Annotated in this window: 20 protein-coding genes; 3 read left to right on the top strand and 17 right to left on the bottom strand. The window is 65.9% G+C overall.

The annotated features are described in order from the left end of the window. Positions 1 to 6: 6 nt before the first annotated feature. The 15 genes from ACTJI4_RS07670 to ndk all read right to left on the bottom strand — a co-directional run bounded on the left by ACTJI4_RS07670 (position 7) and on the right by ndk (position 17355). Positions 7 to 261 (bottom strand): DUF2274 domain-containing protein, encoded by a 255-nt coding sequence (locus tag ACTJI4_RS07670; RefSeq protein ID WP_440868943.1) that lies wholly within the window; start codon positions 259 to 261, stop codon positions 7 to 9. Next, a complete protein-coding gene (locus ACTJI4_RS07665) occupies positions 258 to 1550 on the bottom strand; it encodes a TrbI/VirB10 family protein (protein WP_440868942.1) in 1293 nt (430 codons plus the stop codon). The genes ACTJI4_RS07670 and ACTJI4_RS07665 overlap by 4 nt, the downstream gene beginning before the upstream one ends. Positions 1551 to 1552: 2 nt before the next feature. Beyond that, the gene (locus ACTJI4_RS07660; protein WP_440868941.1) at positions 1553 to 2971 is read right to left on the bottom strand and encodes a TrbG/VirB9 family P-type conjugative transfer protein; all 1419 of its coding nucleotides are present in this window, start codon (positions 2969 to 2971) and stop codon (positions 1553 to 1555) included. Positions 2972 to 3273: 302 nt separating this feature from the next. Next, positions 3274 to 4839, bottom strand: coding sequence for a glutamine-hydrolyzing GMP synthase (guaA, locus tag ACTJI4_RS07655; protein WP_440868940.1), 1566 nt, complete (start codon positions 4837 to 4839; stop codon positions 3274 to 3276). A 106-nt stretch (positions 4840 to 4945) separates the two neighbouring features. Next, positions 4946 to 6400, bottom strand: a complete 1455-nt coding sequence (guaB, locus tag ACTJI4_RS07650) for an IMP dehydrogenase (RefSeq protein WP_282245539.1) — start codon at positions 6398 to 6400, stop codon at positions 4946 to 4948. 209 nt (positions 6401 to 6609) lie between these two features. Continuing rightward, entirely contained in the window at positions 6610 to 7503 is an 894-nt protein-coding gene (gene folD, locus ACTJI4_RS07645; RefSeq protein ID WP_392916885.1) for a bifunctional methylenetetrahydrofolate dehydrogenase/methenyltetrahydrofolate cyclohydrolase FolD, read from the bottom strand. 111 nt (positions 7504 to 7614) lie between these two features. Beyond that, positions 7615 to 9441 (bottom strand): monovalent cation:proton antiporter-2 (CPA2) family protein, encoded by a 1827-nt coding sequence (locus ACTJI4_RS07640; RefSeq protein ID WP_440868939.1) that lies wholly within the window; start codon positions 9439 to 9441, stop codon positions 7615 to 7617. A 125-nt stretch (positions 9442 to 9566) separates the two neighbouring features. Further along, on the bottom strand, positions 9567 to 10706 hold the full coding sequence (gene moeB, locus ACTJI4_RS07635; RefSeq protein ID WP_440868938.1) for a molybdopterin-synthase adenylyltransferase MoeB: 1140 nt from the start codon (positions 10704 to 10706) through the stop codon (positions 9567 to 9569). Positions 10707 to 10733: 27 nt separating this feature from the next. After that, positions 10734 to 12131, bottom strand: a complete 1398-nt coding sequence (der, locus tag ACTJI4_RS07630) for a ribosome biogenesis GTPase Der (RefSeq protein ID WP_392916876.1) — start codon at positions 12129 to 12131, stop codon at positions 10734 to 10736. Positions 12132 to 12143: 12 nt separating this feature from the next. Beyond that, on the bottom strand, positions 12144 to 13352 hold the full coding sequence (bamB, locus tag ACTJI4_RS07625) for an outer membrane protein assembly factor BamB (RefSeq protein ID WP_440868937.1): 1209 nt from the start codon (positions 13350 to 13352) through the stop codon (positions 12144 to 12146). Beyond that, on the bottom strand, positions 13352 to 13990 hold the full coding sequence (locus ACTJI4_RS07620; protein ID WP_440868936.1) for a YfgM family protein: 639 nt from the start codon (positions 13988 to 13990) through the stop codon (positions 13352 to 13354). The genes bamB and ACTJI4_RS07620 overlap by 1 nt, the downstream gene beginning before the upstream one ends. A gap of 72 nt (positions 13991 to 14062) precedes the next feature. Then, positions 14063 to 14923: a helix-turn-helix domain-containing protein gene (locus ACTJI4_RS07615; RefSeq protein WP_440868935.1), complete on the bottom strand. Its 861-nt coding sequence runs from the start codon at positions 14921 to 14923 to the stop codon at positions 14063 to 14065. Positions 14924 to 14929: 6 nt separating this feature from the next. Continuing rightward, complete coding sequence (locus ACTJI4_RS07610; RefSeq protein ID WP_440868934.1) at positions 14930 to 15727, bottom strand: tetratricopeptide repeat protein; 798 nt, start codon at positions 15725 to 15727, stop codon at positions 14930 to 14932. Beyond that, the gene (rlmN, locus tag ACTJI4_RS07605; RefSeq protein ID WP_392916861.1) at positions 15714 to 16919 is read right to left on the bottom strand and encodes a 23S rRNA (adenine(2503)-C(2))-methyltransferase RlmN; all 1206 of its coding nucleotides are present in this window, start codon (positions 16917 to 16919) and stop codon (positions 15714 to 15716) included. The genes ACTJI4_RS07610 and rlmN overlap by 14 nt, the downstream gene beginning before the upstream one ends. Before the next feature lie 10 nt (positions 16920 to 16929). Continuing rightward, positions 16930 to 17355 carry a nucleoside-diphosphate kinase gene (gene ndk / locus ACTJI4_RS07600; RefSeq protein WP_440868933.1) on the bottom strand — a complete coding sequence of 142 codons (426 nt, stop codon included), beginning with the start codon at positions 17353 to 17355 and terminating at the stop codon, positions 16930 to 16932. Positions 17356 to 17631: 276 nt separating this feature from the next. Between ndk and ACTJI4_RS07595 the strand changes: the two genes are divergently transcribed. Genes ACTJI4_RS07595 through ACTJI4_RS07585 form a run of 3 tightly spaced genes read left to right on the top strand, consistent with a single transcriptional unit; the run spans position 17632 to position 21938 of the window. Continuing rightward, positions 17632 to 18294: a TetR/AcrR family transcriptional regulator gene (locus ACTJI4_RS07595; RefSeq protein ID WP_392916855.1), complete on the top strand. Its 663-nt coding sequence runs from the start codon at positions 17632 to 17634 to the stop codon at positions 18292 to 18294. Between the two features lie 42 nt (positions 18295 to 18336). After that, positions 18337 to 20709 (top strand): 3-hydroxyacyl-CoA dehydrogenase/enoyl-CoA hydratase family protein, encoded by a 2373-nt coding sequence (locus ACTJI4_RS07590; protein ID WP_440868932.1) that lies wholly within the window; start codon positions 18337 to 18339, stop codon positions 20707 to 20709. A 20-nt stretch (positions 20710 to 20729) separates the two neighbouring features. After that, positions 20730 to 21938: an acetyl-CoA C-acyltransferase gene (locus tag ACTJI4_RS07585; RefSeq protein WP_392916849.1), complete on the top strand. Its 1209-nt coding sequence runs from the start codon at positions 20730 to 20732 to the stop codon at positions 21936 to 21938. A 138-nt stretch (positions 21939 to 22076) separates the two neighbouring features. Here the strand turns inward: ACTJI4_RS07585 and galU are convergent, their stop codons facing one another. Together galU and ACTJI4_RS07575 are read right to left on the bottom strand one after the other, a co-directional pair. Then, a complete protein-coding gene (galU, locus tag ACTJI4_RS07580) occupies positions 22077 to 22961 on the bottom strand; it encodes a UTP--glucose-1-phosphate uridylyltransferase GalU (RefSeq protein ID WP_392916846.1) in 885 nt (294 codons plus the stop codon). Beyond that, positions 22958 to 24865, bottom strand: a complete 1908-nt coding sequence (locus tag ACTJI4_RS07575) for a polysaccharide biosynthesis protein (RefSeq protein WP_392916844.1) — start codon at positions 24863 to 24865, stop codon at positions 22958 to 22960. Before ACTJI4_RS07575 ends, galU begins: the two co-directional genes overlap by 4 nt. Positions 24866 to 24874 lie beyond the last annotated feature (9 nt).

The raw sequence follows: 24874 nt of genomic DNA, 5'->3' as shown, positions 1-24874 counted from the left end.
CACCTATTAGTCGGGCGCGGTTACGGAGGCCCTGGCTCTACTGGTTGCCTGTTGACGTTTGAACCCTCGGTCTGCCGCCATGAACGCCTCCAGCATGTGCGGGATCAGCGTCAAGGCATCGACAGTCTCGCCATACGCCTGCGCGTGCAGCGCGGCGTAGCGGTCAAGGTCGGCTTTCAGGCTAGCCGGGCAGGCAAAGGTCAGCTTGACGTTCTCGGTCTTGGGAAGCGGCCCGAGCCGTAGCTTCTTGGTCGTGCTCATCGTGATGTCCCCCGATTGAAGAACAGCGGCTGGTACGGCCGCAGCACCAGATCCCGATTGACGATGATGCGCACCGGCAGGCCCGGCCGCTCGGTCAAAGTGGGCTGGATGTTGAGATTGCGCCGGGTCATCTCCTGGCCGACCTGATTGATGCTGTCCTGCGCACTGTCGCGCCCGGCGATGATGATGCGATCGCCGTCCTGGCGGTTTTCCGGCGCGGCCAGCTCGGCGCCGACGCCCAGCAGCGTGGTCAGCACCGCACCGGCGAAGATGCGATCCCAATGCCAATCGACGCCATCCTCCAGGCCGGCGTAGCCGGCTGGGTCAGTGCCGGCCAGGTTGTCGAGCGTGAGCGATGACGTGTCGGGAAGGATGATCCGGTTCCAGACGACTTGAACGCGGCTCTGCCCGTAGCTGACCTGGCTGTTGTAGCGGCCGAGGATGCGCGAACCTTGCGGAATCAGCAGGAAGCGCCCGGTGGCGGTGTCATAGACCGGCTCCGTCACTGTGGCGATCACGTCGCCCGGCAAGTCCGACTTGATGCCCGTGACCAGTGCCCCGGCGACCACCGTTCCGGCCATCACCTGATACGGCGATGCCGGCATTTGCAGGTTGCCGGAATTACGAGTTTCCGTGGTTCCGGCTTGCTGGAACGCCTCTTTCTGGTCTTGCCTGTTCTGCACGGCCGTCGGGTCGGCGGGCTGGGCCGCCGTCGAAGCCGGGCCGGCCGCCATCGGGTCGAAGGCCGCATTGGCGGCGAAGCCCGGCGCGGCGGCCACCTGCGACTGCACCATCGGCGCGGCCTGCTGGGTGCCGGTGCGGAAGAATACCGACGACGCAGCCGCTTCCTCGGCCTCCTTCAACCGCGCCAAGCGTTCCGCCTCGGCCGGGTCGTGACCGGGGGCAGCGTAGGCGGCCACGGCCGGCTGCTGCGAGTTCACGATGGCCGGCCCAAGGTCGCCCGGCAGCGGCGGCCCCAGCTCGGGCACGTCGGGGGGCAAGGTCGGCGGCAGCTTGGAATAGTCGGCCGGAAGCTGGTCGAGTCCTTCGGAGCGTGAAACGCGATCCACGTTGTAAAGCTCGGTCTGCTCGTTGGCCGTGCGCCGCTGCGGTTGCAGCGACCACATCAGCGCGCCCAGCACGGCGACCGACAGGCCGCCGGCGAGGATGGCCAGCGTGCGCCGGTTCAGCCGTGTGACCGGACGCGGCTGGGCGCGCAGCGCCACCGCTTCGGGTTCGACCTTGCCCGCCTGCGGCACGGCAACGTCGGGAGTTTCGTCCTGGCTCATGGTCAGTTCCTCCGCGTGCCATCCGTGCGCTCGATGCGCACCATGTCGCCTTTATCCCCGCCGAGGCGCAGTTCGGCCGCGCCAAACAGGCGATCCACGATGTAGTACGGCGAGCGGAAGCGGTAGTTCACCAGTTGCCCGTCGCCCTGTGCGCCGACGACGAACAGCGGCGGCAACTCGCCTTGGGCGATGCCCGGCGGGAACTGGATATAGACCTTCTCGCCGTCGTCGAAAGCGCGCAGCGGCACCATGTCGGCCCACTCTTGGAGCATGTGCCGCCGCGGCCCGGCGTACTCGGCCTTGTTGTAGACCGAGCGCGAAGTCCGGCTGCCTTCTTCGTGCGCCAGGCACTTCTCAATCCAGTCCCCATTGAAACCCACCTCGTTGAGCAGCGTGGACGCGGTGCGCCGCAGGTCGTGCACCGTGAAGGGCTCCAGCGGCAACCCGGCTTCCTTCGCGCGCGACCCAATGAGTTGCGTGACCCGGTTGAGCGTTGCATGCGACATGCAGCGATCGGGGTCATAGCGGGACGGCAGCACGAATCGCGAGCGCGCTGCGCAGGTGTGCAGAGCCACGAAGATGTCCATCGCCTGCCGCGACAGGTAGACCACGTGCGGCTTGCGCCCCTTCATCCGCACCTTGGGGATCGTCCAGGTGGCGTTCTCGAAATCCACCTCGTTCCACATCGCCTCGACCAGTTCGCTCTTGCGCACCATCGTCAGCAGGATCAGACGCAAAGCCAACCGGATGGTCGGATAGGACGCAATGGTCTCAAGCTGGTGGAAGGCCAACCGGATCTCGGCTGGCGAGAGCGCCCGGTCTTTGGGAACGAAGGTCGCGATCGAAGCCGCTTTCACATCGTCGGCCGGGTTGGCGAGCCGCTCGCCGTGCAGGATGGCGAAGGCATAGACCTGCTTCACGATGTCTCGGACGTGGATGGCCGTGGCCGGTGCGCCGCGCCCCTTCACCTTGTTGCACAACGCCCGCAGGTCGTCGGGGCTGACTTCCCTCAGTTTGCGATTCTGGAAGACCGGCAGGATGTCGCGGTCGATGATGTGCTTGCGCATCGCCCGAGTGCTGTCGGCCATGCGGGCATCGGCCAGCCAGCGTTCCGTCATCTCGCCGAACGTCCTGGCGGCCGTCAGCCGCCGCTTGGCCCGCTGCTTCTCCAGCGCCGGGGAAAGGCCCTGATCGACGGACCGCTTGGCGTCGAGTAGTCGCTCGCGTGCCATGGCCAGCGACATGCCGGCCGGCCCGTACCGTCCGAGGGTGAGCGTCTCGCGGCGCCCGTTGAGACGGTAGTCGTAGCGGAAGGTGATGGTACCGGCGGTCGATACCGCCACGTACATGCCATCGCGGTCAAAAACCTTATAAATCTTGGACTTAGGCTTGAGATTGCGCAGTGCTGTGTCGGTGAGCATTGAGGGTGTTCCTCCTGTTCGTGACGGCTTTTACCGTCAGGGACCTGGAGACCCGTTGATGCTCGGAAAGCCGCATGAAATAAGCTTTCCTCAGAAGTTCTTTACCGTCAAAGACCGGTTAGGTCTCAATAGTAAACAGGAAGGTCTGGATCCGACCTCCGGGGGCTTACCGTCAGTTCTGTCGCCGATCCGTTCTGCTGGCCGGCGATAGCCACCGATAGAAAACGCAACTTATACTTTTAAAATCAAAAAGTTAAGCCACTTCTAGCGATACTTAGCGATAGCCCCCGAAAGACGCTCCGTCATTCCCACTCGATCGTCGCCGGCGGCTTGCCTGAGATGTCATACACCACCCGCGACACCCCCCGCAGCTCATTGATGATCCGGTTGCTCACCGTGCCCAGGAAGTCATACGGCAGGTGCGCCCAGTGCGCGGTCATGAAGTCGATGGTTTCCACCGCGCGCAGCGCGATCACCCACTCATAGGCGCGGGCGTCGCCGACCACGCCCACCGACTTGACCGGCAGGAACACCGCGAAGGCCTGGCTGGTCTTGTCGTACAGATCGGCCTTGCGCAGCTCATCGATGAAGATCGCATCGGCCTTGGCCAGCAGCTCGGCATACTCACGCTTCACTTCGCCCAGGATGCGCACACCCAGGCCCGGACCCGGGAACGGATGGCGGTAGACCATGCTGCGCGGCAGGCCGAGTTCGACGCCGAGGCGGCGCACTTCGTCCTTGAACAGTTCGCGCAGCGGTTCCACCAGGCCCAGCTTCATGTGCTCGGGCAGGCCGCCGACGTTGTGATGGCTCTTGATCACGTGGGCCTTGCCGGTCTTGCTGCCGGCCGACTCGATCACGTCAGGGTAGATGGTGCCCTGCGCCAGCCATTTCGCGTTGCTGAGCTTGCTGGACTCTTCGTCGAAGATGTCCACGAACAGGTTGCCGATGATCTTGCGCTTGGCTTCCGGGTCGCTCACGCCTTCCAGCTTGCTGAAGTAGCGGTCCGCCGCGTTCACGCGGATCACCTTGACGCCCATGTGCTCGGCGAACATCGCCATCACCTGGTCGCCTTCCTGCCAACGCAGCAGGCCGGTGTCGACGAACACGCAGGTCAGCTTGTCGCCGATCGCCTTGTGCAGCAACGCGGCCACCACCGATGAATCGACGCCGCCGGACAGGCCCAGGATCACTTCGTCATCGCCCACCAGCTCGCGCACGCGGGCGATCTGGTCGTCGATGATGTTGGCTGCGGTCCACAGCGTCTGGCAGCCACACACGTCCACCACGAAGCGGCGCAGCAGCGCCTGGCCCTGCAGGGTGTGGGTCACTTCCGGGTGGAACTGAACGCCGTACCAGCGCTTTTCCTCGTTGGCCATCGCGGCCACCGGGATGCGGTCGGTGGTGGCGGTGATGGTGAAGCCCGGCGGCGCCACGGAAACGTGGTCGCCGTGGCTCATCCACACGTTCAGGCGCGGCTCGCCCCCGTGGTCGCTCAGGCCCTTGAACAGCGCATCGGGGTGGACCACGTTGACCTCGGCATGGCCGAATTCGCGCTGGTCGGCCGCTTCGGTGGCGCCGCCCAGCTGCGCGGCCAGGGTCTGCATGCCGTAGCAGATGCCGAAGATCGGAAGACCGCTGTCGAACACTTCCTGCGGCGCGGCGGGCGCATCCGGCAGGGTGGTCGATTCCGGGCCACCGGACAGGATGATGCCCTTGGCGCCGAACGCGGCGATCTCGGCCGGGTTGTGATCCCACGCCCAGATTTCGCAGTACACGCCGAGCTCGCGGATGCGGCGCGCGATCAGCTGGGTGTACTGCGCGCCGAAATCGAGGATGAGGATCTTGTCGTTATGGATGTTGGTCATGGCGCCCAGGCAAAGCAGGAATGAAAACGGAATGACGAAAAGCGGTAGCAGATAGAGAAAGAGGAACGGGAATCAACTTCCTCGTTCCTCTTTGCTCACCGGCGCATCAGGCCCGGTAGTTCGGCGGCTCTTTCGTGATCTGCACGTCATGGACGTGGCTCTCACGTTGGCCGGCGCCGCTGATCTTGACGAACTTCGGCTTGCTGCGCATGTCTTCGATGGTGCCGCAGCCCACGTAGCCCATGGTGGCGCGCAGGCCGCCCATCAGCTGGTGGATGATGCCGCCCACCGGGCCGCGATACGGCACGCGGCCTTCGATGCCTTCGGGCACCAGCTTGTCGGCGCTCGATGCGTCCTGGAAGTAGCGGTCCTTGGACCCCTTCTCCATCGCCGCCAGCGAACCCATGCCGCGGTAGCTCTTGTACGAACGGCCCTGGAACAGCTCGGTTTCACCGGGCGATTCCTCGGTACCGGCCAGCAGGCCGCCGATCATGATGGTCGATGCGCCGGCGGCCAGCGCCTTGCCGATGTCGCCGGAGTAGCGGATGCCACCGTCGGCGATCAGCGGGATGCGGTCCTGCAGCGCTTCGGCCACCAGGTCGATCGCGGTGATCTGCGGCACGCCGACACCGGCGACCACGCGGGTGGTGCAGATCGAGCCCGGGCCGATGCCGACCTTGACCGCGTCGGCACCGCTGTCCAGCAGCGCCAGTGCGGCTTCGCCGGTGCAGATGTTGCCACCGACCACCTGCACCTGCGGGAAGTGCTTCTTGACCCAGCTGACACGGTCCAGCACGCCCTGCGAGTGGCCGTGCGCGGTGTCCACCACCAGCACGTCCACGCCGGCAGCGACCAGCGCTTCGACGCGGCGGTCGGTATCGCCGCCGACGCCCACTGCGGCACCGACCAGCAGGCGCGTGGCGATGTCCTTGGCAGCGTTGGGGTAATCGGTGTTCTTCTGGATGTCCTTGACGGTGATCAGGCCACGCAGGGCGAAATCATCGTTGACCACCAGGATCTTTTCGATGCGGTTGCGATGCAGCAGCTGCAGCACTTCCTCGGACGCGGCGCCTTCCTTGACCGTGATCAGGCGATCCTTCTTGGTCATGATGTGGCGGACCGGATCGTCCAGCTCGGTTTCAAAGCGCATGTCGCGGTGAGTCACGATGCCCACCAGCTGGCCGCCATCGACCACCGGCACGCCGGAGATGTTGCGCGCCTGGGTCAGCGCCAGCACGTCGCGGATGGTGGTCTCCGGACCGACCGTGATCGGGTCGCGGATGACACCGGCCTCGAACTTCTTGACCTTGGCCACTTCGGCGGCCTGCTGGTCCACGCTCAGGTTCTTGTGGATGATCCCCATGCCGCCGAGCTGGGCCATGGCGATGGCCAGGCGTGCTTCAGTGACCGTATCCATGGCAGCCGACAGGATCGGAAGCTTCAGCCGCAGATCGCGCGTCAGGCGCGTTTCCAGGGTGACATCCTTGGGCAGGATGATGGAATGGGCGGGGACGAGCGAAACGTCGTCGTAAGTGAGTGCTTCAGCCTGGATGCGCAGCATCGGCATACCCGAGATGTGGGGAAGCGCGACATTTTACCCTGATTCCGCCGCGATGGGCAGGGGGCGGATGCGACGCTGTGTCACGCCACGACCGCCCGTTCACCTACCGGAGAGCACAGCCCCCGAAGTTCGGGGGCGGCCGCGAAGCGGCGGGGGCGTGGGTGCTGGTGAGTGGGGGCCCGCGGTTTGCGCAGCAAATCGTGGGAGCGTCAGCGCGATTGCGCGGACGCGTACCCTTCGGCGGCCTCAATGGTGTTCTGCATCAAGGTAGCCACGGTCATCGGCCCTACCCCACCCGGCACCGGGGTGATCCAGCTGGCCCGTTCGGCCGCCGCCTCGAAGCCCACGTCGCCCACCAGGCGGCCGTCGTCCAGGCGGTTGATGCCCACGTCGATGACCACCGCACCCGGCTTCACCCACTCGCCCGGCACGATGCCCGGGCGGCCTACCGCCACCACCAGGATGTCGGCGTTGCGCACCGACTGCTCCAGCACGTCCTTGGGGGTGAACTTGTGGCAGCTGGTCACGGTGCAGCCGGCGATCAGCAGTTCCAGGCCCATCGGCCGGCCCACGTGGTTGCTCACCCCCACGATGGTGGCGTTGCGGCCGCGCACCGGCTGGTCGGTGTGGCCCAGCAGCGTGGTGATGCCACGCGGGGTGCACGGGCGCAGGCCGAATTCGCGCAGCGCCAGGTGGCCGACGTTCTCCGGGTGGAAGCCATCCACGTCCTTGCGCGGGTCGATCCGGTGGATCAGGCGGCTGGCGTCGGGGATCCCCGGCAGCGGCAGCTGGACCAGGATGCCGTGGATCTTCGGGTCGGCATTGAGCTGGTCGATCAGGGTCAGCAGCTCGGCTTCACCGGTGCCGGCTGGCAGGTCGTAATCGAATGCCTCGATCCCGACCTTCTCGGCGGCGCGGCGCTTGTTGCGCACATACACGGTCGAGGCCGGATCGCCGCCCACCAGCACCACCGCGAGCCCCGGCCGGGTGCCACCAGCAGCCAGGCGGGCATCCACGCGCACTTTCAGGCTGTCCAGCAGGTCTTCGGCGATGCGGCGTCCGTCCAGGATGCGGGCGGAATGGCGGGGAGTGGAATCGTTCATCGAATGCGGGGCGTGGGGCGGCGGAAGGGTATTGTCCCCGATTAACGTGCCGCCGAACACCGTCGCAGCCGGGCATGGCCCCGCCCTACGCTGCGGTCGCGCTCACGCGCGTCATTCTTCTTCCGGCACTTCATCGGCGTTGAGGGTGCGCGCTTTGCGCTTGGGTGCGGTGAACGGGGTCGGCGTTGGCACGCCGGGCAGCGCGGTACCAAACACCATGTGGGCCCCTGCACGCAGATCGCCGCCGGCCATCTCCAGCTCGAAACGCTCGGCATCGCGCTCGCGGATCTGCTCGGCGATGTCGCGTGCGTCGTCTTCCTCCGCCCCCAGTTCCACCAGCGCGGCCTGGCCGAACAGCAGCGCCGACTCGAAGGTTTCGCGGATCTGGAAGTCCACGCCCGCGTGGATCAGGCGCAGCGAATGCTCGCGGTCGAACGAACGCACGAGCAGCTTGGCCTGCGGGAACTCATGCGAGACCAGCTCGACGATGCGGTCGGCATCCTGTGCGTTGTTGACGCACACCGCGATCGCACGCGCGGTGGCCGCGCCCGACGCGCGCAGCACATCCAGCCGGGTGCCGTCGCCGTAGTAGATCTTGAACCCGAAGCGCTCGGCGTTGTGGATCATGTCCACGTCGTTGTCGATGATGGTCACGTCCACGTCGCGCGCCAGCAGTGACTGGCTGGCCACCTGGCCGAAGCGGCCGAAGCCGATCATCAGCACGCTGCCGGACATGCCCTCGGCGGTGTCCACGCCTTCCAGCGAAACCTCGCGCGCCGGCATCAACCTGTCGTGCAGCAGCACGAACAGCGGGGTGAGTGCCATCGACAGCACCACGATGGCAGTCAGGTTGGCGTTGACCTCGATGCCGATCACCCCGGCGGTGGCCGCGGCCGAGAACAGCACGAAGGCGAATTCGCCGCCCTGCGCCATTACCACGCCACGATCCAGCGCCTGGCGGTGGTCGCTGCCCAGGATGCGCGCCACCGTGTAGATGCACACCGCCTTGGCCAGCATCAGCGCCAGCACGCCGGACACGATCAGCGGCCAGTTGTTGGCTACTACGGTGAGGTCCAGCGCCATGCCCACGCTGAGGAAGAACAGCCCGAGCAGGATGCCGCGGAACGGTTCGATGTCCGCTTCGATCTGGTGGCGGAAGGTGGATTCGCTGAGCAGCACGCCGGCCAGGAAGGCGCCCATCGCCATCGACAGGCCGCCCAGCTGCATCAGCAGCGCCGCGCCGAGCACCACCAGCAGTGCGGCGGCGGTCATCACCTCGCGCGCCTTGGCGGCGGCCAGGATGCGGAACAGCGGGTTGAGCAGGAAGCGGCCCACCAGCACCAACCCGATGATCGCGCCGGCGGCGATGGCCACGCTGATCCAGCGCGAACCGCTGCCAGCGTCTGCCTGCACGGGCGCCATGAAGGCGACGACCGCCAGCAGCGGCACGATCAACAGGTCTTCGAACAGCAGGATCGACACGATTTTCTGCCCGGAGGGCAACGCGATGTCGCCGCGCTCGGCCAGCAGCTGCATCACCACTGCAGTGGAAGTCAGCACGAAGCCGGCCGCACCGATGAAGGCCACCGGTAGTGGGAAGCCGAACAACATGCACACGCCGGTCAGCACCGCACCGCAGACCACGATCTGCAGCGTGCCGAGCCCGAAGATTTCCCTGCGCAGACTCCACAGGTGCGAGGGCCGCATTTCCAGTCCGATCACGAACAGGAACATCACCACGCCCAGTTCGGCGGTGTGCAGGATCGCCTGCGGGTCTGAGAACCAGCCGAAACCGAATGGACCGATCGCCAACCCGGCGGCGAAGTAGCCCAGCACCGAGCCCAGCCCCAGCCGGCGGAACAAGGGCACCATCACCACTGCCGCACCCAGCAGGGCGACTACTTTCACCAGTTCACTGGCACCTGCTTCCACCGCCATGCGGTTCGTTCCCTGCAACGCCGATCAGCCGTCACCATAGGACAAGTTGACGCAGGGTCATAGCACGCAGGTGCGCATGATCGTGCTGCGAATGGAACGATTGATCAGAAAATCACCAGGTCGTCCTACGAGCCTGCGCAGAACGCGGCGTAGTCGATGTAACCAGGGAACGCCCGGCCGGGCGCACACAGTGGGCACGCTGGGTCCGGACCCAGACGTATCTCGCGGAAACGCATGCCCAGCGCATCGAACGTGAGCAGCCGTCCTGCCAGCGGCTCTCCGATCCCGAGCAGCAGCTTGAGCACTTCGGTGGCCTGCAGCAGACCGACCATGCCCGGCAGCACGCCCAGCACCCCGGCCTCGGCGCAGTTGGGGGCGAACTCCGGCGGTGGTGGCTCAGGGAACAGGCAGCGGTAGCACGGGGCCTGGCCGCGCTGGCGGCCGGCGTCGAATACCGACACCTGGCCGGTGAAGCGCTCCACGGCGCCATACACCAGCGGAATGGCGTGCAGGATGCAGGCATCGTTGAGCAGGTAACGCAGGGGGAAGTTGTCCGACCCGTCCAGCACCACGTCCACGCCGTCGAGCAGCGCGTCGATGTTCTCCGAGGTCACCCGCGCCTGCACCGCCTCCACGTCCAGCCGGGGGTTGAGCGCCAGCAGCCGTGCGCGGGCCGAATGCACCTTGGGTTCGCCGATGCTGGCGTCGGTATGCAGGATCTGCCGCTGCAGGTTGCTGCGCTCCACCACGTCGTCATCGGCGATGCGCAGGTGCCCTACCCCGGCGGCGGCCAGGTAGAAGGCGGCCGGCGAGCCAAGGCCGCCCGCGCCAAGCAGCAGTACCCGCGCGCCGAGCAGCGCCTGCTGCCCAGCAGCGCCGACCTGCGGCAGCAGTAGATGGCGTGAGTAGCGTTCGTTGAAATCGCGCTCGTGGTCGCTCTGCAGCGGCTGCACGAGCGGCAGTCCAGCAGCACGCCAGGCAGTGGTGCCACCGTGGACAGACGCGATGTGGGAGTAACCGAGATCGAGCAGCGCCCGCGCCGCTTCCAGGGAGCGCTTGCCGCTCTGGCAGATCAGGATCAGCTCGCGGTCGTGTGCCGGGAGGTACGCGGACGGATCTGCCTGGAGCTCCCCCTTCGCAATGCCCAGTGCGCCCTCGGCCATGCCGGTGGCGCGCTCGTGCGCTTCGCGCACGTCGATCAACAAGGCGCCTTCGGTGAGCCGCTTGCGGGCCTGATCTGGGGTGATGTCGGGGACGGCGGTCATAACGCATTATGCCGCCGTCGAGATCGCTTACCGACCCTTTACGTGCTTGATCAGGCGCTTCTTCTTGGCAATCTGCCGGTCGCTCAGCACGTTCTTCTTGCCCTCGTAGGGGTTGGCACCCTCTCGGAAGATGAACTGCACCGGCGTGCCGATCAGCTTGAAACGCTTGCGGAAGAAGTTTTCCAGGTAGCGCTTGTACGACTCCGGCAGTTCCTTCAGGCGCGTGCCGTGCACGATGAAGGTCGGCGGATTGGAGCCACCCGGGTGCACGTAACGCAGTTTGGACACGTGACCACGGATCGCCGGCGGCGGGTTGGTCTCGTAGGCGATTTCCAGCGCCTTGTTGACTTCGCTGGTGCTGAATTCGTGGGTCGCCGAGGCGTGGGCCTGGTGGATCGCGCGGAACAGCTCGCGCAGGCCCGAGCCGTGCTTGGCCGAGATGCGCACCGTTTCGGCCCACGGCACGAAGCCGAGCTTGCGCGAGACCAGCGCTTCGGCCTGTTCGCGCTGGTAATCGGTCAGGCCATCCCACTTGTTGATCGCCACCACCAACGCGCGGCCGGCATCCAGCACCGCGCCCAGCACGGTAGCATCCTGGTCGGTCACGCCTTCGCTGGCGTCCAGCATCAGCACCGCCACCTGGCACTGCTCGATGGCCTGCAGGGTCTTGATGACGCTGAACTTTTCCACCACCTCTTCGACCCGGCCGCGGCGACGCAGGCCGGCGGTGTCGATCAGGCGGTATTCGCGGCCGTCGCGCTCCAGGTCCACCGCGATCGAGTCGCGGGTGGTCCCGGGCACTTCGGAGGCGATCATCCGTTCCTCGCCGAGAATACGGTTGACCAGGGTCGACTTGCCCACGTTGGGGCGACCGACGAAGGCAATGCGCATCCGGTTCGGATCGTTGTCCATCTCCTCGCCACTGCCCTCTTCGGGCAGGCGCTGGACCACTTCTTCAAGCAGGTCGTCCAGGCCCTGGCGGTGCGCAGCGGACACGGTCAGCATTTCGCTGAACCCGTAGCGGGCGAATTCCGCGCGCACGGTGTCTTCGTTGGTGCCGTCGATCTTGTTGATCAACAGCAGGGTCGGCCGCGACAGCTTGCGCAGCCACGACAGGATCTCGTCATCCAGCGCGGAGGTGCCATCACGGGCATCGACCACGAACAGGATCAGATCGGCTTCGCCGGCGGCAGCACGCGCCTGGTCGGCGGTTGCGCCGGCCAGGCCTTCGTCATCCTCCGAGATACCGCCCGTGTCGACGACGAGGAAATGGTTGTCCTCGTCCAGACGGCAGACACCATAGTTGCGGTCCCGGGTGACGCCGGGCTGGTCATGGACCAGGGCGTCACGGGTACGGGTCAGCGCATTGAAAATGGTGGACTTGCCGACATTCGGCCGTCCAACCAGGGCGACCAAGGGCAGCATCGCGGTAACTCCTTATTGTGCCAACCGGAACGCGGTCAGCTTTCCATCAACGTTCTGCACCAGCAGAATCCCGTCGGCGACCACCGGCTGCGCCAGCAGGGCATCGCCGCCGCTCTTGGCACGCGCGGCCAGTTCACCATTGTCCGTCCGCAACCAGTGCAGATACCCCTTGTAGTCACCGACCACAACGTAATCGCCGTGGATCGCCGGCCCGGTCAACGAACGCCGGGCCAGGGCCGTCTGCGACCACATCGCGCTGCCACTGGCCTTGTCCAGGCCGAACACGCCGCCCTTGTTGTCGGTGACGATCACATTGCCCGAGGTCAGGGCCACGCCACCAGCGCCGCCGTGATCACGTGCCCACAGCGGGCGGCCGGTCGGGCCTTCGATCGCCATGGTCTGGTTCTTGAAGCTGCTCACAAACAGGGTGTTGCCTTCCAGGACCGGGGCACCATCCACGTCGGACATGCGGTCCAGCTCGGTGCGGCCTTCGCCGTTGGCCACCATCTGGTCCCACACGGTGCGGCCGTCCTGCATGCCCAGCGCCGAGACGCTGCCGTCGTCGTTGCCGATGAACAGCACGCCCGGGCCGGTCACCACCGGCGCGTTGCCGCGCACCGTCAGCATGGGCAGCTCACGCGGGTTGAACCACTTCTGGGTGCCGTTGCCGGCATCGAAGGCGGTCACCCGGCCATCGTTGCTGCGCACGAACACGATGCCCTGGGCAATCGCCGGCGTGGCGATCACTTCGCCCGGCACCTTGGCCCGCCACTTTTCGCTGCCGTCGTTGGCGTCCAGCGCAATCACCTGGCCATCCAGCGTTCCGATCACGACCAGGCCTTCGCCAACGCCCGGACCGCCCGACAGCCGCAGCTTGGGCTGCTTCTTGACCTTGGCCGGCTCGTAAGTCCAGACCGTCTTGCCGGTCTGCAGGTCCAGCGCATGCACCCCGCCGGTGATGGCAGCGGCGTATACGCGGCCATCGGCCACGACCGGACCCTGGCGTACACCGATGCGCTTCTCGCCCTTGCCCAGGTTGCTGCTCCAGATCCGGTCGACCTTCGCGGTCGGCTCGAACTTGACCAGTTCAGCCGGCTCCAGCGCCTTCTTGGCTTCCGCGTCCTTGCCGGCGAACCAGCCCTTGACGGTGGTGCAGCCGGACAACGCCACGCCCATCAATACCAGGGTGGCTACGCGCTTGATCATGACCATCTGCTTCATTACACCGACTCCGCAGGCTCGGTGACGGCGCCACCGGCATCCATCACTTTGGTTTCCAGCACGCGCCGCTGGGGCGCCGCCACATCCAGCGTCTTGAGCGCCTTCTCATACTGCCCGCGGGCTTCGTCACGCTTTCCCAGCGCCATCAAGGCGTCGCCGTGGATTTCCAGGCTCGCACTGTCAGTGGCGCCGCCCAGCAGCGCGATGGCCTCATCGTGCTTGCCGGTGGCGATCAGCAGGCGCGCAATGCGCTGGTCGATCGCCGTCTTGTATTCAGGGTCTGCCTTGATGGCACGAAGGGTGGCCAGGGCCTCCTGGTTCTTGCCTGCATCGACCTGCGCCTTGGCCAGCTGGAGCGCTGCCAGGTCACCGTAGACCTGGACCTTGCCGGCTTCCAGGCCCTTCACGCCCTTGGCCGCTTCATCCAGCTTCTTGTCCTGCAGCTGCTTCAGTACCGTCTGGTACTCGCCGTGCGCCCCCGCCAGGTGGCTGCCCTGCTCTTTCTGCCACCACTGCCAGCCGGCGATGCCGCCGATGGCAATCGCCACCCCGGCGATGATGCTGACACCGTTCTTCCGCAGCCAGCTGCGGACGCGTTCACTTTGTTCGTGCTCGTCGAGCAGGTCGTCGATCGCCATGCGTACTCTCGCCCCTGCCCGTCAGGAGGGACTGTTTGAATTGGATTGTCGAAATGAATCGGGAAACGCGACTCAGTGTGAAACCGGAGCCACGGAGCCGTCAGAGGATACCGTAAAGCGCGCCACGTTGGCTCGCTGGTACGGCGAAAGGTCGACGATAGTGCCGCCCTGCTGAACCTCCACCGCCGACGCATTACCCAGCACCATGCGGGCCACCTGGCCCGGGCTGAAGGTGCGGGTTTCGCCCGACTTGATCAGCGCTTTCTCGACGGTGCTGCCGTCGGGCGCGGCGATGTCCACCCAGCTGTCGCCCTTGAACTGCAGGCTGAGCGCACCCGACGGCGCAGGTGCGCTGGCGGTGGGACGGGGCACCGGGGTCAACGAGGCCAGGTAGGGTGCCGAGGGCGCCGTTGACGGCGCAGGCGCCACTGCCGGCGCCGCCTGGGCCGCCGGCCCGGTGCCGGCGACGGGTACCGCAGCGGGAATCACATCAAGCGAGGCGGTACTGGGCGTGTTCGCGGCACCGTCGAAGTGGCCGCGGGTGGCGAACCACACCGGCACCGCCAGCACTGCGGTGATGCCGACATACAGGACGCGGCGGCCGACGCTCTCGGCGATCCGCCGGGCCCGCGGGGTGTGGGTGTGGCTGACCAGCTGCGGCGGCACCACCGGTCCGATGTGGGCCTGGTCCAGCAGATCCCCGAGATCGACCTTGAGCAGGCGCGCGTAGCTTTTGAGCTGGCCGCGGACGAACACCGGCGCACCGAGGCGATCCCACTGCTCGGCTTCCAGCGACTTCACCACCTGGACCGGCATGCGCAACTGCTGCCCCACCGCTTCGAGCGACAGTCCTGCCGCTTCCCGCGCCTGCCGCAGACGCGCTCCACAGCCAGCCGCAGCATCAAAAGCGTTCACAGTCTGGTCATCAATCACAATGCTTCAACCCCGGGAATTAGGAGCCGCATCCTGCGGAAATTCGTCGCGAATTCGCTGCAGATAACGACCGGATGCCACTGTGTCGCCAAGCTGCGCCTCGATTTGAGAGGCAAGTTGTAACACGGAACGTGTGGCCGGTGCAGCCGCAAGACGCCGTTGCACGAAGGCCCGGGCCTCGAAAAAGCGACCCTGGGCCGCCTCGTTGCGGGCCATCGCCTCCAGTGCATAGGCGTTGGCCGGATCCAGGGCCAGGGCCCGGCGCAGGTCACGCACGGCCCGCTCGGGCTGGCCTGCGTCCAGCGCACACCCGCCCGCGTTGGCCAGGGCTGCCGCCGGCGTCCGGTAGCCCGGTGCGGCAATGGCCCGGTCGAACAGCGGCAACGCCTCGGTGGCGCGGCCATGGCCACACAACCACGCCCCATAATTGTTCAACACGTCGCCACTATCCGGCGCCAGCTCGGCCGCCTTCTGGAACAGCGGCCCGGCCGCGGCATCGTCGCCGCGCCGGTTGGCCAGCGCCGCGAGCATGATGTAGGCATCCGGGCGTCCCGCATCCAGCTTGAGCGCGCTCCTGGCACGTTTTTCAGACGCCTCCAGCGCCCCGGCGCGGAATGCCTCCGCCGACAACGTCATCTGGTCCTGGTAGCTGACCCGGCGACGGGTATCGGCGTTGTCGCGCGCCACGTATTCGGGCGCGACGCCCAGCGGTGCGGTCTGGGGTTTGACGCCTTTGCTGCCACACCCGGCGAATGCCAGCGCGACGAAAAGAACGGCTGGCAATCGGCGGTCAGGCAGCGGCATCCCGGCTTTTCCCGTCCTGGAGCGTTTTGTTGAACTCGGCCTGGCGCCGGGTGCGATCCATTACCTGGCCCTTGAGCTGGCCGCAGGCGGCATCGATGTCGTCACCACGGGTACGCCGTACCATTGTCAACACCTGCTGATCCAGCAGGATCTTCTGGAAGGCGCGGATCTCCGCATCACCGGAGCGCTCATAGCGGGTACCCGGGAACGGATTGAACGGAATCAGGTTGACCTTGCCCGAATGCGAGGCCTGTACGGCATTGTCGAACTGGCGCATCAGGCGCGCCAGCTGGCGGGCGTGCTCGGGCTGGTCGTTGATGCCCTTCATCAGGGTGTATTCGAAGGTGACCGATTCGCGGCGCTTGTTGGCACGCAGGTAACGCGCGCACGAGGCCATCAGTTCCACGATCGGGTACTTCTTGTTGAGCGGCACCAGGGTCTCGCGCAGCGCATCGTTCGGCGCATGCAGCGACACCGCCAGCGACACATCGCTTTCGGCGGACAGGCGGTCGATCTGCGGCACCAGGCCGGAAGTCGACAGGGTCACGCGCTTGTTGGCCAGGCCGTAGCCCAGATCGTCGCGCATCACGCTCATGGCGCGCACGACGTTGTCGAAATTCATCAACGGCTCGCCCATGCCCATCATCACCACGTTGGTGAGGCGACGCTGCTTGTGCGGGATGTTGCCCAGGTGGCGCGCCGCCACCCACACCTGTCCGATGATCTCGGCGGTAGAGAGGTTGCGGTTGAAGCCCTGGGTGGCGGTGGAGCAGAACGTGCAGTTGAGTGCACAGCCCACCTGCGACGACACACACAGCGTGCCGCGGTTCTTGTCCGGGATGTAGACCGCTTCGATCGCGTTCTTGCCATCGGTGCCCATGGCCAGCAGCCACTTGTGGGTACCGTCGGCCGACGGCTTGTCGAAGACGATGTTCGGCACGCGGACTTCGGCGTGCTGCTGCAGCTTGCTGCGCAGCGCCTTGCCCAGGTCGGTCATCTGGTCGAAATCGGTGACGTAGTGGTGGTGGATCCACTTCATGACCTGGTGGGCACGGTAGCGCGCTTCGCCGAGGGTCTCGGCGAAGAAGCGCTCCAATCCCTCGCGATCGAGGTCGAGCAGGTTCTGCTTGGCCACCGGCGCGCCCTGGGCGAGCACGATGGGGATGGCGTTGGGCTGTACGACCTCGTTCACGGCATTACTCTCAGCGCGGGACCACGTCGGTCGCGGCGAAGAAGTACGCGATTTCAATCGCGGCATTCTCGACCGAATCCGAGCCGTGGGCGGCATTGGCATCGATGGAATCAGCGAAGTCGGCGCGGATGGTGCCCGGCGCAGCGTCCTTCGGATTGGTGGCGCCCAGCAGGTCGCGGTGGGCCAGCACGGCGTTCTCGCCTTCCAGCGCCTGGATCATCACCGGGCCGGAGATCATGAACTCGACCAGCGCGTTGAAGAACGGACGCTCCTTGTGCACGGCGTAGAAGCCTTCGGCTTCACGGCGCGACAGCTGCTTGTACTTGGCAGCCACGACCTTCAGGCCCGCCTTTTCGAAGCGGGCGTAGATTTCACCGATGACGTTCTTGGCGACGGCGTCCGGCTTGATGATGGAAAGGGTGCGCTCCAGCGCCATGGGAATTCTCCGTTGGGCGGGCCACTGCTCGGCCCGAGAGTAACATGAAAAAAACCCGCGTCGAAACGCGGGCTTAGCCTATATACGTGGCGTGATTCTACAACCTCTGGGTACGTCTTGCCACGCCCTGCGTCGCAGCCCGTGGATGTTGACGACTGCCCGCCGTTCAGGTTGGCGGGCATGAACGCGGACCAACATCTTGTGCGTCGCAGCATGCCACCAGCGACACCGGGGTCTAATATCAAACAATCGTTTGATTGAACCCCTGCCCCGCCCATGGCCAAGCCCGCCCATTTCTCCACCAAGGACCGCATTCTCGGCGCTGCCGAGGAGCTGTTCGCCCTGCACGGGTTCGCCGGGACATCGCTGCGCCAGGTGACCAGCCAGGCCGATGTGAACATTGCCGCGGTGAATTACCACTTCGGCTCCAAGGAGAACCTGGTCAACGAGGTGTTCCGCCGGCGCATGGACGAAATGACCGCCGCCCGCCTCGCGCAGCTGGACACTGCCCGTCGCGACCACCCCGGCCAACTGCGCCCGGTGCTGGCCGCCTTCGTCGAACCGGCGCTGGCGATGGCCCAGGACCGTCAGACCGGGGGCGCGTTCGTGCGCGTCATCGCCCGTGCCTATGCGGAAAAGAACGACAACCTGCGCAAGTTTCTCTCCGACCACTACGGCCACGTCCTGCGCGAGTTCGGCAAGGCGATCGCCGCCACCGTGCCGGGCCTGAGCAAGGAAGAGCTGTATTGGCGGCTGGACTTCCTGGCCGGCGCGCTGACCTACGCCATGGCTGATTTCGGGCTGATCAAGCGACCCGCGGGTGTCACTGAAGCCGCGCATCGTGCCCATGCAGCCCACGAACTGATCCATTTCGCCGAAGCCGGTTTCCGCGCCAGCGCGGCCACCACGCCTGCGGCGACACCCCTTACCACCCCGTAGAGCCGGGTTTGCCCGGCTGCCAACACACAAAGGCTTATCGACATGTCCAATTCCCTGCTAGTCCGCCGCGCCGCTGTTCTGGGTGCCGGCGTCATGGGTGCCCAGATCGCGGCCCACCTGACCAATGCCGGCGTCGACACCGTGCTGTTCGACCTTCCCGCCAAGGAAGGTCCTGCCGACGGCATCGTGCTCAAGGCCATCGCCAACCTGGGCAAGCTCAGCCCTGCCCCGCTCGCCAGCAGGTCGTACGCCGAAGCGATCACCCCGGCCAACTATGAATCCGGCCTGGAGCAGCTGCGCGACTGCGACCTGATCATCGAAGCCATCGCCGAACGGATGGACTGGAAGCAGGACCTGTACAAGAAGATCGCCCCGTTCGTGGCCGATCACGCCGTACTGGCTTCCAACACCTCGGGGCTGGGCATCAACAAGCTCGCCGACGTGCTGCCCGAACAGCTGCGCCATCGCTTCTGCGGCGTGCACTTCTTCAATCCGCCGCGCTACATGCACCTGGCCGAGCTGATCCCCGCAACCACCACCGACACCGCGGTACTGGAAGGCCTGGAAAGCTTCCTGGTCACCACCCTGGGCAAGGGCGTGGTGTATGCGAAGGACACCCCGAACTTCATCGGCAACCGCATCGGCGTGTTCTCGATCCTGTCCACCATCTTCCACACCCAGCAGTTCGGCCTGGGCTTCGATGAGGTCGATGGCCTGACCGGCCCGCTGGTAGGGCGCCCGAAGTCGGCCACCTACCGCACCTCCGACGTGGTCGGCCTGGACACCATGGCCCACGTCATCAAGACCATGGGCGACACCCTGCCCAACGACCCGTGGCACCAGTACTTCGCCTCGCCGAAGTGGCTGGACGCGCTGATCGCCAAGGGTGCACTGGGCCAGAAGACCGGCGCCGGCATCTTCCGCAAGGTCGGCAAGGACATCGTGGTGCTGGATCTGGAGAAGCAGGACTACCGTCCGGCCGATCGCACGGCCGCGCCGGAAGTGGTCGAGATCCTGAAGATCAAAAACCCGGCCGACAAGTTCGCCAAGCTGCGCGAAAGCCAGCACCCGCAGGCGCAGTTCCTGTGGGCGACCTTCCGCGACCTGTTCCACTACAGCGCCTACCACCTGGCCGACATCGCCGAAACCGCGCGCGACGTCGACCTGGCCATCCGCTGGGGCTACGGCTGGTCGCTGGGCCCGTTCGAAACCTGGCAGGCCGCCGGCTGGAAGCAGGTCGCGCAGTGGATCGCCGATGACATCGTGGCGGGCAAGAGCATGAGCAACGCCCCGCTGCCGGATTGGGTGTTCGATGGCCGCGACGGCGTGCACGCCGCCGAAGGCAGCTACAGCCCGACCCGCAACGCCAAGCTGCCGCGTTCGGCGCTGCCGGTATACCAGCGCCAGCGCTTCCCGGATCCGCTGCTGGGCGAAACCTTCAGCCCGGGCGAAACCGTGTTCGAGAACGACGGCGTGCGCATGTGGCACGACGGCGACGGCATCGCCGTGGTCAGCTTCAAGACCAAGATGAACACCGTCTCCGACCACGTGCTCAACGGCCTGCAGGAAGCGATCAAGCGCGCCGAGCAGGGCTTCAAGGGCCTGGTGATCTGGCAGCAGAAGGAACCCTTCTCCGCCGGTGCTGACCTGGCCGGCGCGCTCGGCCTGCTGCAGGCCGGCAAGGTCGACCAGTTCGAAGAAATGGTGCACAACTTCCAGCGCACCAGCCAGGCCATCAAATATGCACTGGTGCCGGTGGTGACCGCCGTGCGCGGGCTGGCCCTGGGTGGCGGTTGCGAATTCCAGATGCACAGTGCCAAGAGCGTGGCCGCACTGGAAAGCTATATCGGGCTGGTGGAAGCCGGCGTCGGCCTGCTGCCCGCCGGCGGTGGCCTGAAGGAACTGGCGGTGCGCGCCTCGCAGGCCGCCGGCCCGGGCGGTGATGTGTTCGCCGAACTGAAGAAGACCTTCGAAACCGTGGCCATGGCCAAGGTTTCCAATTCGGCAGTCAACGCCAAGGAACTGGGCCTGATGCGCGCCACCGACAAGGTGGTGTTCAACAGCTTCGAAGCGCTGCACATCGCCAAGGCCGAAGTGCAGGCGCTGGCCGAAGGCGGCTACCGTCCGCCGATGCCGGCCCGCCGCATCCAGGTGGCCGGTGACGTGGGGATTGCTACCTTCAAGATGATGCTGGTGAACATGCTCGAGGGCCGCTTCATCAGCCCGTACGACTACGAAATCGCCGTGCGCATCGCCACCGTGCTGTGTGGCGGCGAAGTGGACCGCGGCACGCTGGTGGACGAAGAGTGGCTGCTGACCCTGGAGCGCAAGCACTTCGTCGAGCTGGCCCAGCAGGAAAAGACCCAGGCCCGCATCGCGCACATGCTCAAGACCGGCAAGCCGCTGCGCAACTGACCTATAAAGAGACCATCACAATGACCAAGCAGATCCAGGACGCCTACATCGTCGCCGCCACCCGTACTCCGGTTGGCAAGGCGCCCAAGGGCGTGTTCCGCAATACCCGTCCCGACGACATGCTGGCCCACGTGCTCAGGTCCGTGGTCGCGCAGGCACCGGGCATCGACGTCAACCGCATCGACGACGCCATCATCGGCTGCGCCATGCCCGAAGCCGAGCAGGGCATGAACGTGGCGCGCATCGGCGTGCTGTTGGCTGGCCTGCCGGACACCATCGCCGCCCAGACCGTGAACCGCTTCTGCTCGTCCGGTCTGCAGGCCGTCGCGATGGCAGCGGACCAGATCCGCCTGGGCAACGCCGACCTGATGCTGGCCGGCGGCACCGAATCGATGTCGATGGTGCCGATGATGGGCAACAAGATCGCAATGGCACCCAGCGTGTTCGATAACGACCACGTCGCCATTGCCTACGGCATGGGCATCACCGCCGAGAAGGTTGCCGAGGAATGGAAGGTCTCCCGTGAGGAGCAGGATGCGTTCGCCCTGGCCTCGCACCAGAAGGCCATCGCTGCGATCCAGAACGGCGACTTCAAGGATGAAATCAGCCCGTACGATGTACGCACCCGCCAGCCGGACCTGGCCGACGGCCGCCGCATCATCACCCGCGACCGCATTGTCGACACCGACGAAGGTCCGCGCCCGGACTCCTCTGCCGAAGGCCTGGCCAAGCTGCGTCCGGTGTTCCGCAATGGCCAGTTCGGCGGCACGGTGACCGCCGGCAACTCCTCGCAGATGAGCGACGGCGCAGGCGCGGTGCTGCTGGCGTCGGAACAGGCAGTCAAGGACTACGGCCTCAAGCCGCTGGCCCGCTTCGTCAGCTTCTCGGTCGCCGGCGTGCGCCCGGAAGTGATGGGCATCGGCCCGATCGCGGCCATTCCGAAGGCGCTCAAGCAGGCCGGACTGAGCCAGGACCAGCTGGACTGGATCGAGCTCAATGAAGCCTTCGCCGCGCAGTCGCTGGCGGTGATCCGCGATTGCGGCCTGGACCCGTCCAAGGTCAACCCGCTGGGCGGCGCCATCGCTCTGGGCCATCCGCTGGGCGCCACCGGTGCCATTCGTACCGCGACCCTGCTGCACGGCCTGCGCCGTCGCCAGCAGAAGTACGGCATGGTCACCATGTGCATCGGCACCGGCATGGGCGCAGCGGGCATTTTCGAATCGCTGTGATGCTTTACCGGGGACCGACCAGGGGTCGGTCTCCCACGCGGCAGGTACTGACCGTGGGTCGGTACGCGTCTGCAGAAACAAAATGGGCGGCCCTTCGGCCGCCCATTTTCATGCACGCATCAACGGTGCGTACCTGCCTCAATCCTCGGCCAGCATCTGCGCCAGCTTCTCGCGCGCGGGCTTGCCCAGCTTGTGGCTTTCCAGCGCGAAGCGGATGGTCGCCTCCACCAGCCCCAGATGGGTACCGCAGTCGAAACGGGTGCCTTCGAACCGGTACGCGTCGACCTCATCGGTTGCGAGCAGTTCGGCAATGGCGTCGGTCAGCTGGATCTCACCGCCCGCGCCCTTGCCGGTGGCTTCGAGCAGTTCGAAGATCTTCGGGCTGAGCACGTAGCGTCCCACCACCGCCAGATCGCTCGGCGCGTCCTCGGGCTTGGGCTTTTCCACGATCTGCGCAATGCGACCCTTGCGGCCGTCGAAGGCCTCGGTGGCCACGATGCCATAGCTGGCCGTGTTCTCGTGCGGCACGTCTTCCACCGCGATCACGCTTGCGCCGGTAGCCTGGTTGAGATCGGCCATCTGCTTCAGGGCACCGTCGCCGCGGTTCCAGATCAGGTCGTCCGGCAGCAGCACCGCGAAGGGCTCGTCGCCAACCACGGACCTGGCACACAGTACCGCATGGCCCAGGCCCAGCGCTTCGGTCTGGGTAACGAACACCGCGCGCACGCCTTCCGGCAGCACGTTGCGCACCAGCTCCAGCAGCTCGGTCTTGCCGGCACGTTCGAGCTTCTGCTCCAGCTCGTAAGCCTTGTCGAAGTAGTCGGCGACCGCATGCTTGTAGCGGTTGGTAACGAAGATCAGGGTATCGCACCCTGCTTCGATCGCCTCATCGACGGCGTATTGGATCAACGGCCGGTCGATGATCGGCAGCATTTCCTTGGGAACCGTCTTGGTTGCGGGAAGGAACCGGGTACCCAGCCCCGCTACCGGGAACACCGCCTTGCGAATACGTTTGTTCGTCACAGCCTGTTGGCCTCTCGTGCCGGAAAGGGAAGCACCTTAGCCGACTCGACGTGAGAATCCTGTTGCAACGGCGCAAATTCCGGCATGGTCGCAAACAGGATGCTGTTGATGGCATCGGTATCGTAGTTGGCGATCGCCTCACGAAGGCGCGGCAGGTTGCCCAGTACCTGGTCGCGGGAGAACGTGCGCACACCCGCCTCAAGGATCTTGGGATGCGCGGTCGGGCGGTAGTCCTCGTCCGAATAGAACAGGGTCTCGTGCAGCTTTTCGCCGGGGCGCAGGCCGGTGTAGATGATGGCAATGTCCTTGTACGGCTGCTTGCCGGCCAAGCGGATCATCTGCTCGGCGAGCACCCGGATCGGCACCGGCTCGCCCATGTCGAGTGTGTAGATCGCCCCGTGCGAGGCCGAGGCCGCCGCCTGCAGGATGAGTTGGCAGGCTTCGGGGATCGTCATGAAATAGCGGGTCACTTCCGGGTCGGTGACCGTCACCGGTCCACCCTTGAGGATCTGCTCGCGGAACACCGGAACCACGCTGCCGGCAGAAGCCAGCACGTTGCCGAAGCGCACGGTGACAAAGCGGGTATGGCTGGTCTTCTGATCCAGGCTCTGGCAGATCATTTCGGCGTAGCGCTTGCTGGCACCCAGCGCATTGACCGGATCGACCGCCTTATCGGTGGAGATGAACACGAAATGTTCGATCCGCGCTTCGACGCAGGCCCGCGCCACCGTTTCGGTGGACAGGATGTTGTTGCGCACCGCTTCGCGCAGCTGCCGTTCCAGGACGGGCACCTGCTTGTAGGCCGCCGCATGGAACACCGCGTCCACCTGCGACAGGGACAGTGCATGGCGGATCACTGCCGGGTCGCCACAGTCACCCAGCACCGCTTCCACTACCAGGTCGGGGAAGCTGCGCTTGAGTTCGGCCTCGATGGTCAGAAGCAGCAGCTCGCTCATCTCCAGCAGCACGACCCGCCCTGCCCCGTGGCGCGCGCACTGGCGGCACAGTTCCGAGCCGATCGAGCCGCCAGCGCCGGTCACCAGCACGGTACGCCCACCCAACCAGCCGCGGATCAGCGACCAGTCCGGCAGGATCGGCTTGCGGCCCAGCAGGTCCTCGATCGCCACTTCCTTCAGCTCACCGGGCAGAGAGTGGCCAAGCAGCACGTCGTTGAGCTTGGGCACCATGCGGAACGGCACCCCGGTACTTTCGCAGATGGCCACCACCCGCTGCATGCCGGCGGCGTCCAGCGACGGAATGGCAATCACCAGCAGCTTGGCGGCGGTTTCGCGCACCACCGAGGCGGCATCGTCCAACGTGCCCAGGATGGGCAGGCCCTGCAGCTTCGCCCCTTGCAGGTGGGGCGCATCGTCAAGCAGGCCCACCGGCTCGAAATCTCCTGAACGGCGCAGGTCGCGGACCAACGCTTCGGCAGCCTGGCCGGCGCCCAGGATGAGTACCCGGCGCGCGGTCGCATCGGACTGCAGCGCCTGGTAGTCCTTCCATGCCCGGTACAACAGGCGCGGCGCGCCCAGCAGGGCCGACAGCGCGAAGGGGTAGATCACCAGCACCGACATCGGCACGCCATTGAAGCGCTTGTAGGCCAGCACCACCACGATGGCCAGCAACCCGATGAAGCTGGATTTGAAGATGTGCAGCAGGTCGGCCACGCTGGCGAACCGCCACAGGCCGCGATACAGGCCGACGCGCCAGAAGACGATGGCCTGGATCACCAGCACCAGGGAGGTATCGATGTTCCACAGAGGCAGCGACGGGGCATCGGCCAGCATTGAATAGCGGCCGGCGTGCAGCAGCTGCCAGCACGCCCACACCATGAAAAGGTCGTGGACCACGATGGCGGCACGGGGGAGCAGACTCGTGAAACGGTCCTGCCAAGGCGTCATAAACCAAAC

It is taken from the genome of Stenotrophomonas sp. 22385, from assembly GCF_052045085.1.
Taxonomy (GTDB): Bacteria; Pseudomonadota; Gammaproteobacteria; order Xanthomonadales; family Xanthomonadaceae; genus Stenotrophomonas.
Note: the sequence above shows the minus strand (reverse complement) of the source record. Positions and strands in the feature narration are given on the sequence as shown.

What these genes read in the sequence shown, in the direction of transcription:
- ACTJI4_RS07670 (WP_440868943.1), bottom strand. Translation starts at nt 261, where the DNA reads ATGAGCACGACCAAGAAGCTACGGCTCGGGCCGCTTCCCAAGACCGAG.
- ACTJI4_RS07665 (WP_440868942.1), bottom strand. Translation starts at nt 1,550, where the DNA reads ATGAGCCAGGACGAAACTCCCGACGTTGCCGTGCCGCAGGCGGGCAAG.
- ACTJI4_RS07660 (WP_440868941.1), bottom strand. Translation starts at nt 2,971, where the DNA reads ATGCTCACCGACACAGCACTGCGCAATCTCAAGCCTAAGTCCAAGATT.
- guaA (WP_440868940.1), bottom strand. Translation starts at nt 4,839, where the DNA reads ATGACCAACATCCATAACGACAAGATCCTCATCCTCGATTTCGGCGCG.
- guaB (WP_282245539.1), bottom strand. Translation starts at nt 6,400, where the DNA reads ATGCTGCGCATCCAGGCTGAAGCACTCACTTACGACGACGTTTCGCTC.
- folD (WP_392916885.1), bottom strand. Translation starts at nt 7,503, where the DNA reads ATGAACGATTCCACTCCCCGCCATTCCGCCCGCATCCTGGACGGACGC.
- ACTJI4_RS07640 (WP_440868939.1), bottom strand. Translation starts at nt 9,441, where the DNA reads ATGGCGGTGGAAGCAGGTGCCAGTGAACTGGTGAAAGTAGTCGCCCTG.
- moeB (WP_440868938.1), bottom strand. Translation starts at nt 10,706, where the DNA reads ATGACCGCCGTCCCCGACATCACCCCAGATCAGGCCCGCAAGCGGCTC.
- der (WP_392916876.1), bottom strand. Translation starts at nt 12,131, where the DNA reads ATGCTGCCCTTGGTCGCCCTGGTTGGACGGCCGAATGTCGGCAAGTCC.
- bamB (WP_440868937.1), bottom strand. Translation starts at nt 13,352, where the DNA reads ATGAAGCAGATGGTCATGATCAAGCGCGTAGCCACCCTGGTATTGATG.
- ACTJI4_RS07620 (WP_440868936.1), bottom strand. Translation starts at nt 13,990, where the DNA reads ATGGCGATCGACGACCTGCTCGACGAGCACGAACAAAGTGAACGCGTC.
- ACTJI4_RS07610 (WP_440868934.1), bottom strand. Translation starts at nt 15,727, where the DNA reads ATGCCGCTGCCTGACCGCCGATTGCCAGCCGTTCTTTTCGTCGCGCTG.
- ndk (WP_440868933.1), bottom strand. Translation starts at nt 17,355, where the DNA reads ATGGCGCTGGAGCGCACCCTTTCCATCATCAAGCCGGACGCCGTCGCC.
- ACTJI4_RS07595 (WP_392916855.1), top strand. Translation starts at nt 17,632, where the DNA reads ATGGCCAAGCCCGCCCATTTCTCCACCAAGGACCGCATTCTCGGCGCT.
- ACTJI4_RS07590 (WP_440868932.1), top strand. Translation starts at nt 18,337, where the DNA reads ATGTCCAATTCCCTGCTAGTCCGCCGCGCCGCTGTTCTGGGTGCCGGC.
- ACTJI4_RS07585 (WP_392916849.1), top strand. Translation starts at nt 20,730, where the DNA reads ATGACCAAGCAGATCCAGGACGCCTACATCGTCGCCGCCACCCGTACT.
- ACTJI4_RS07575 (WP_392916844.1), bottom strand. Translation starts at nt 24,865, where the DNA reads ATGACGCCTTGGCAGGACCGTTTCACGAGTCTGCTCCCCCGTGCCGCC.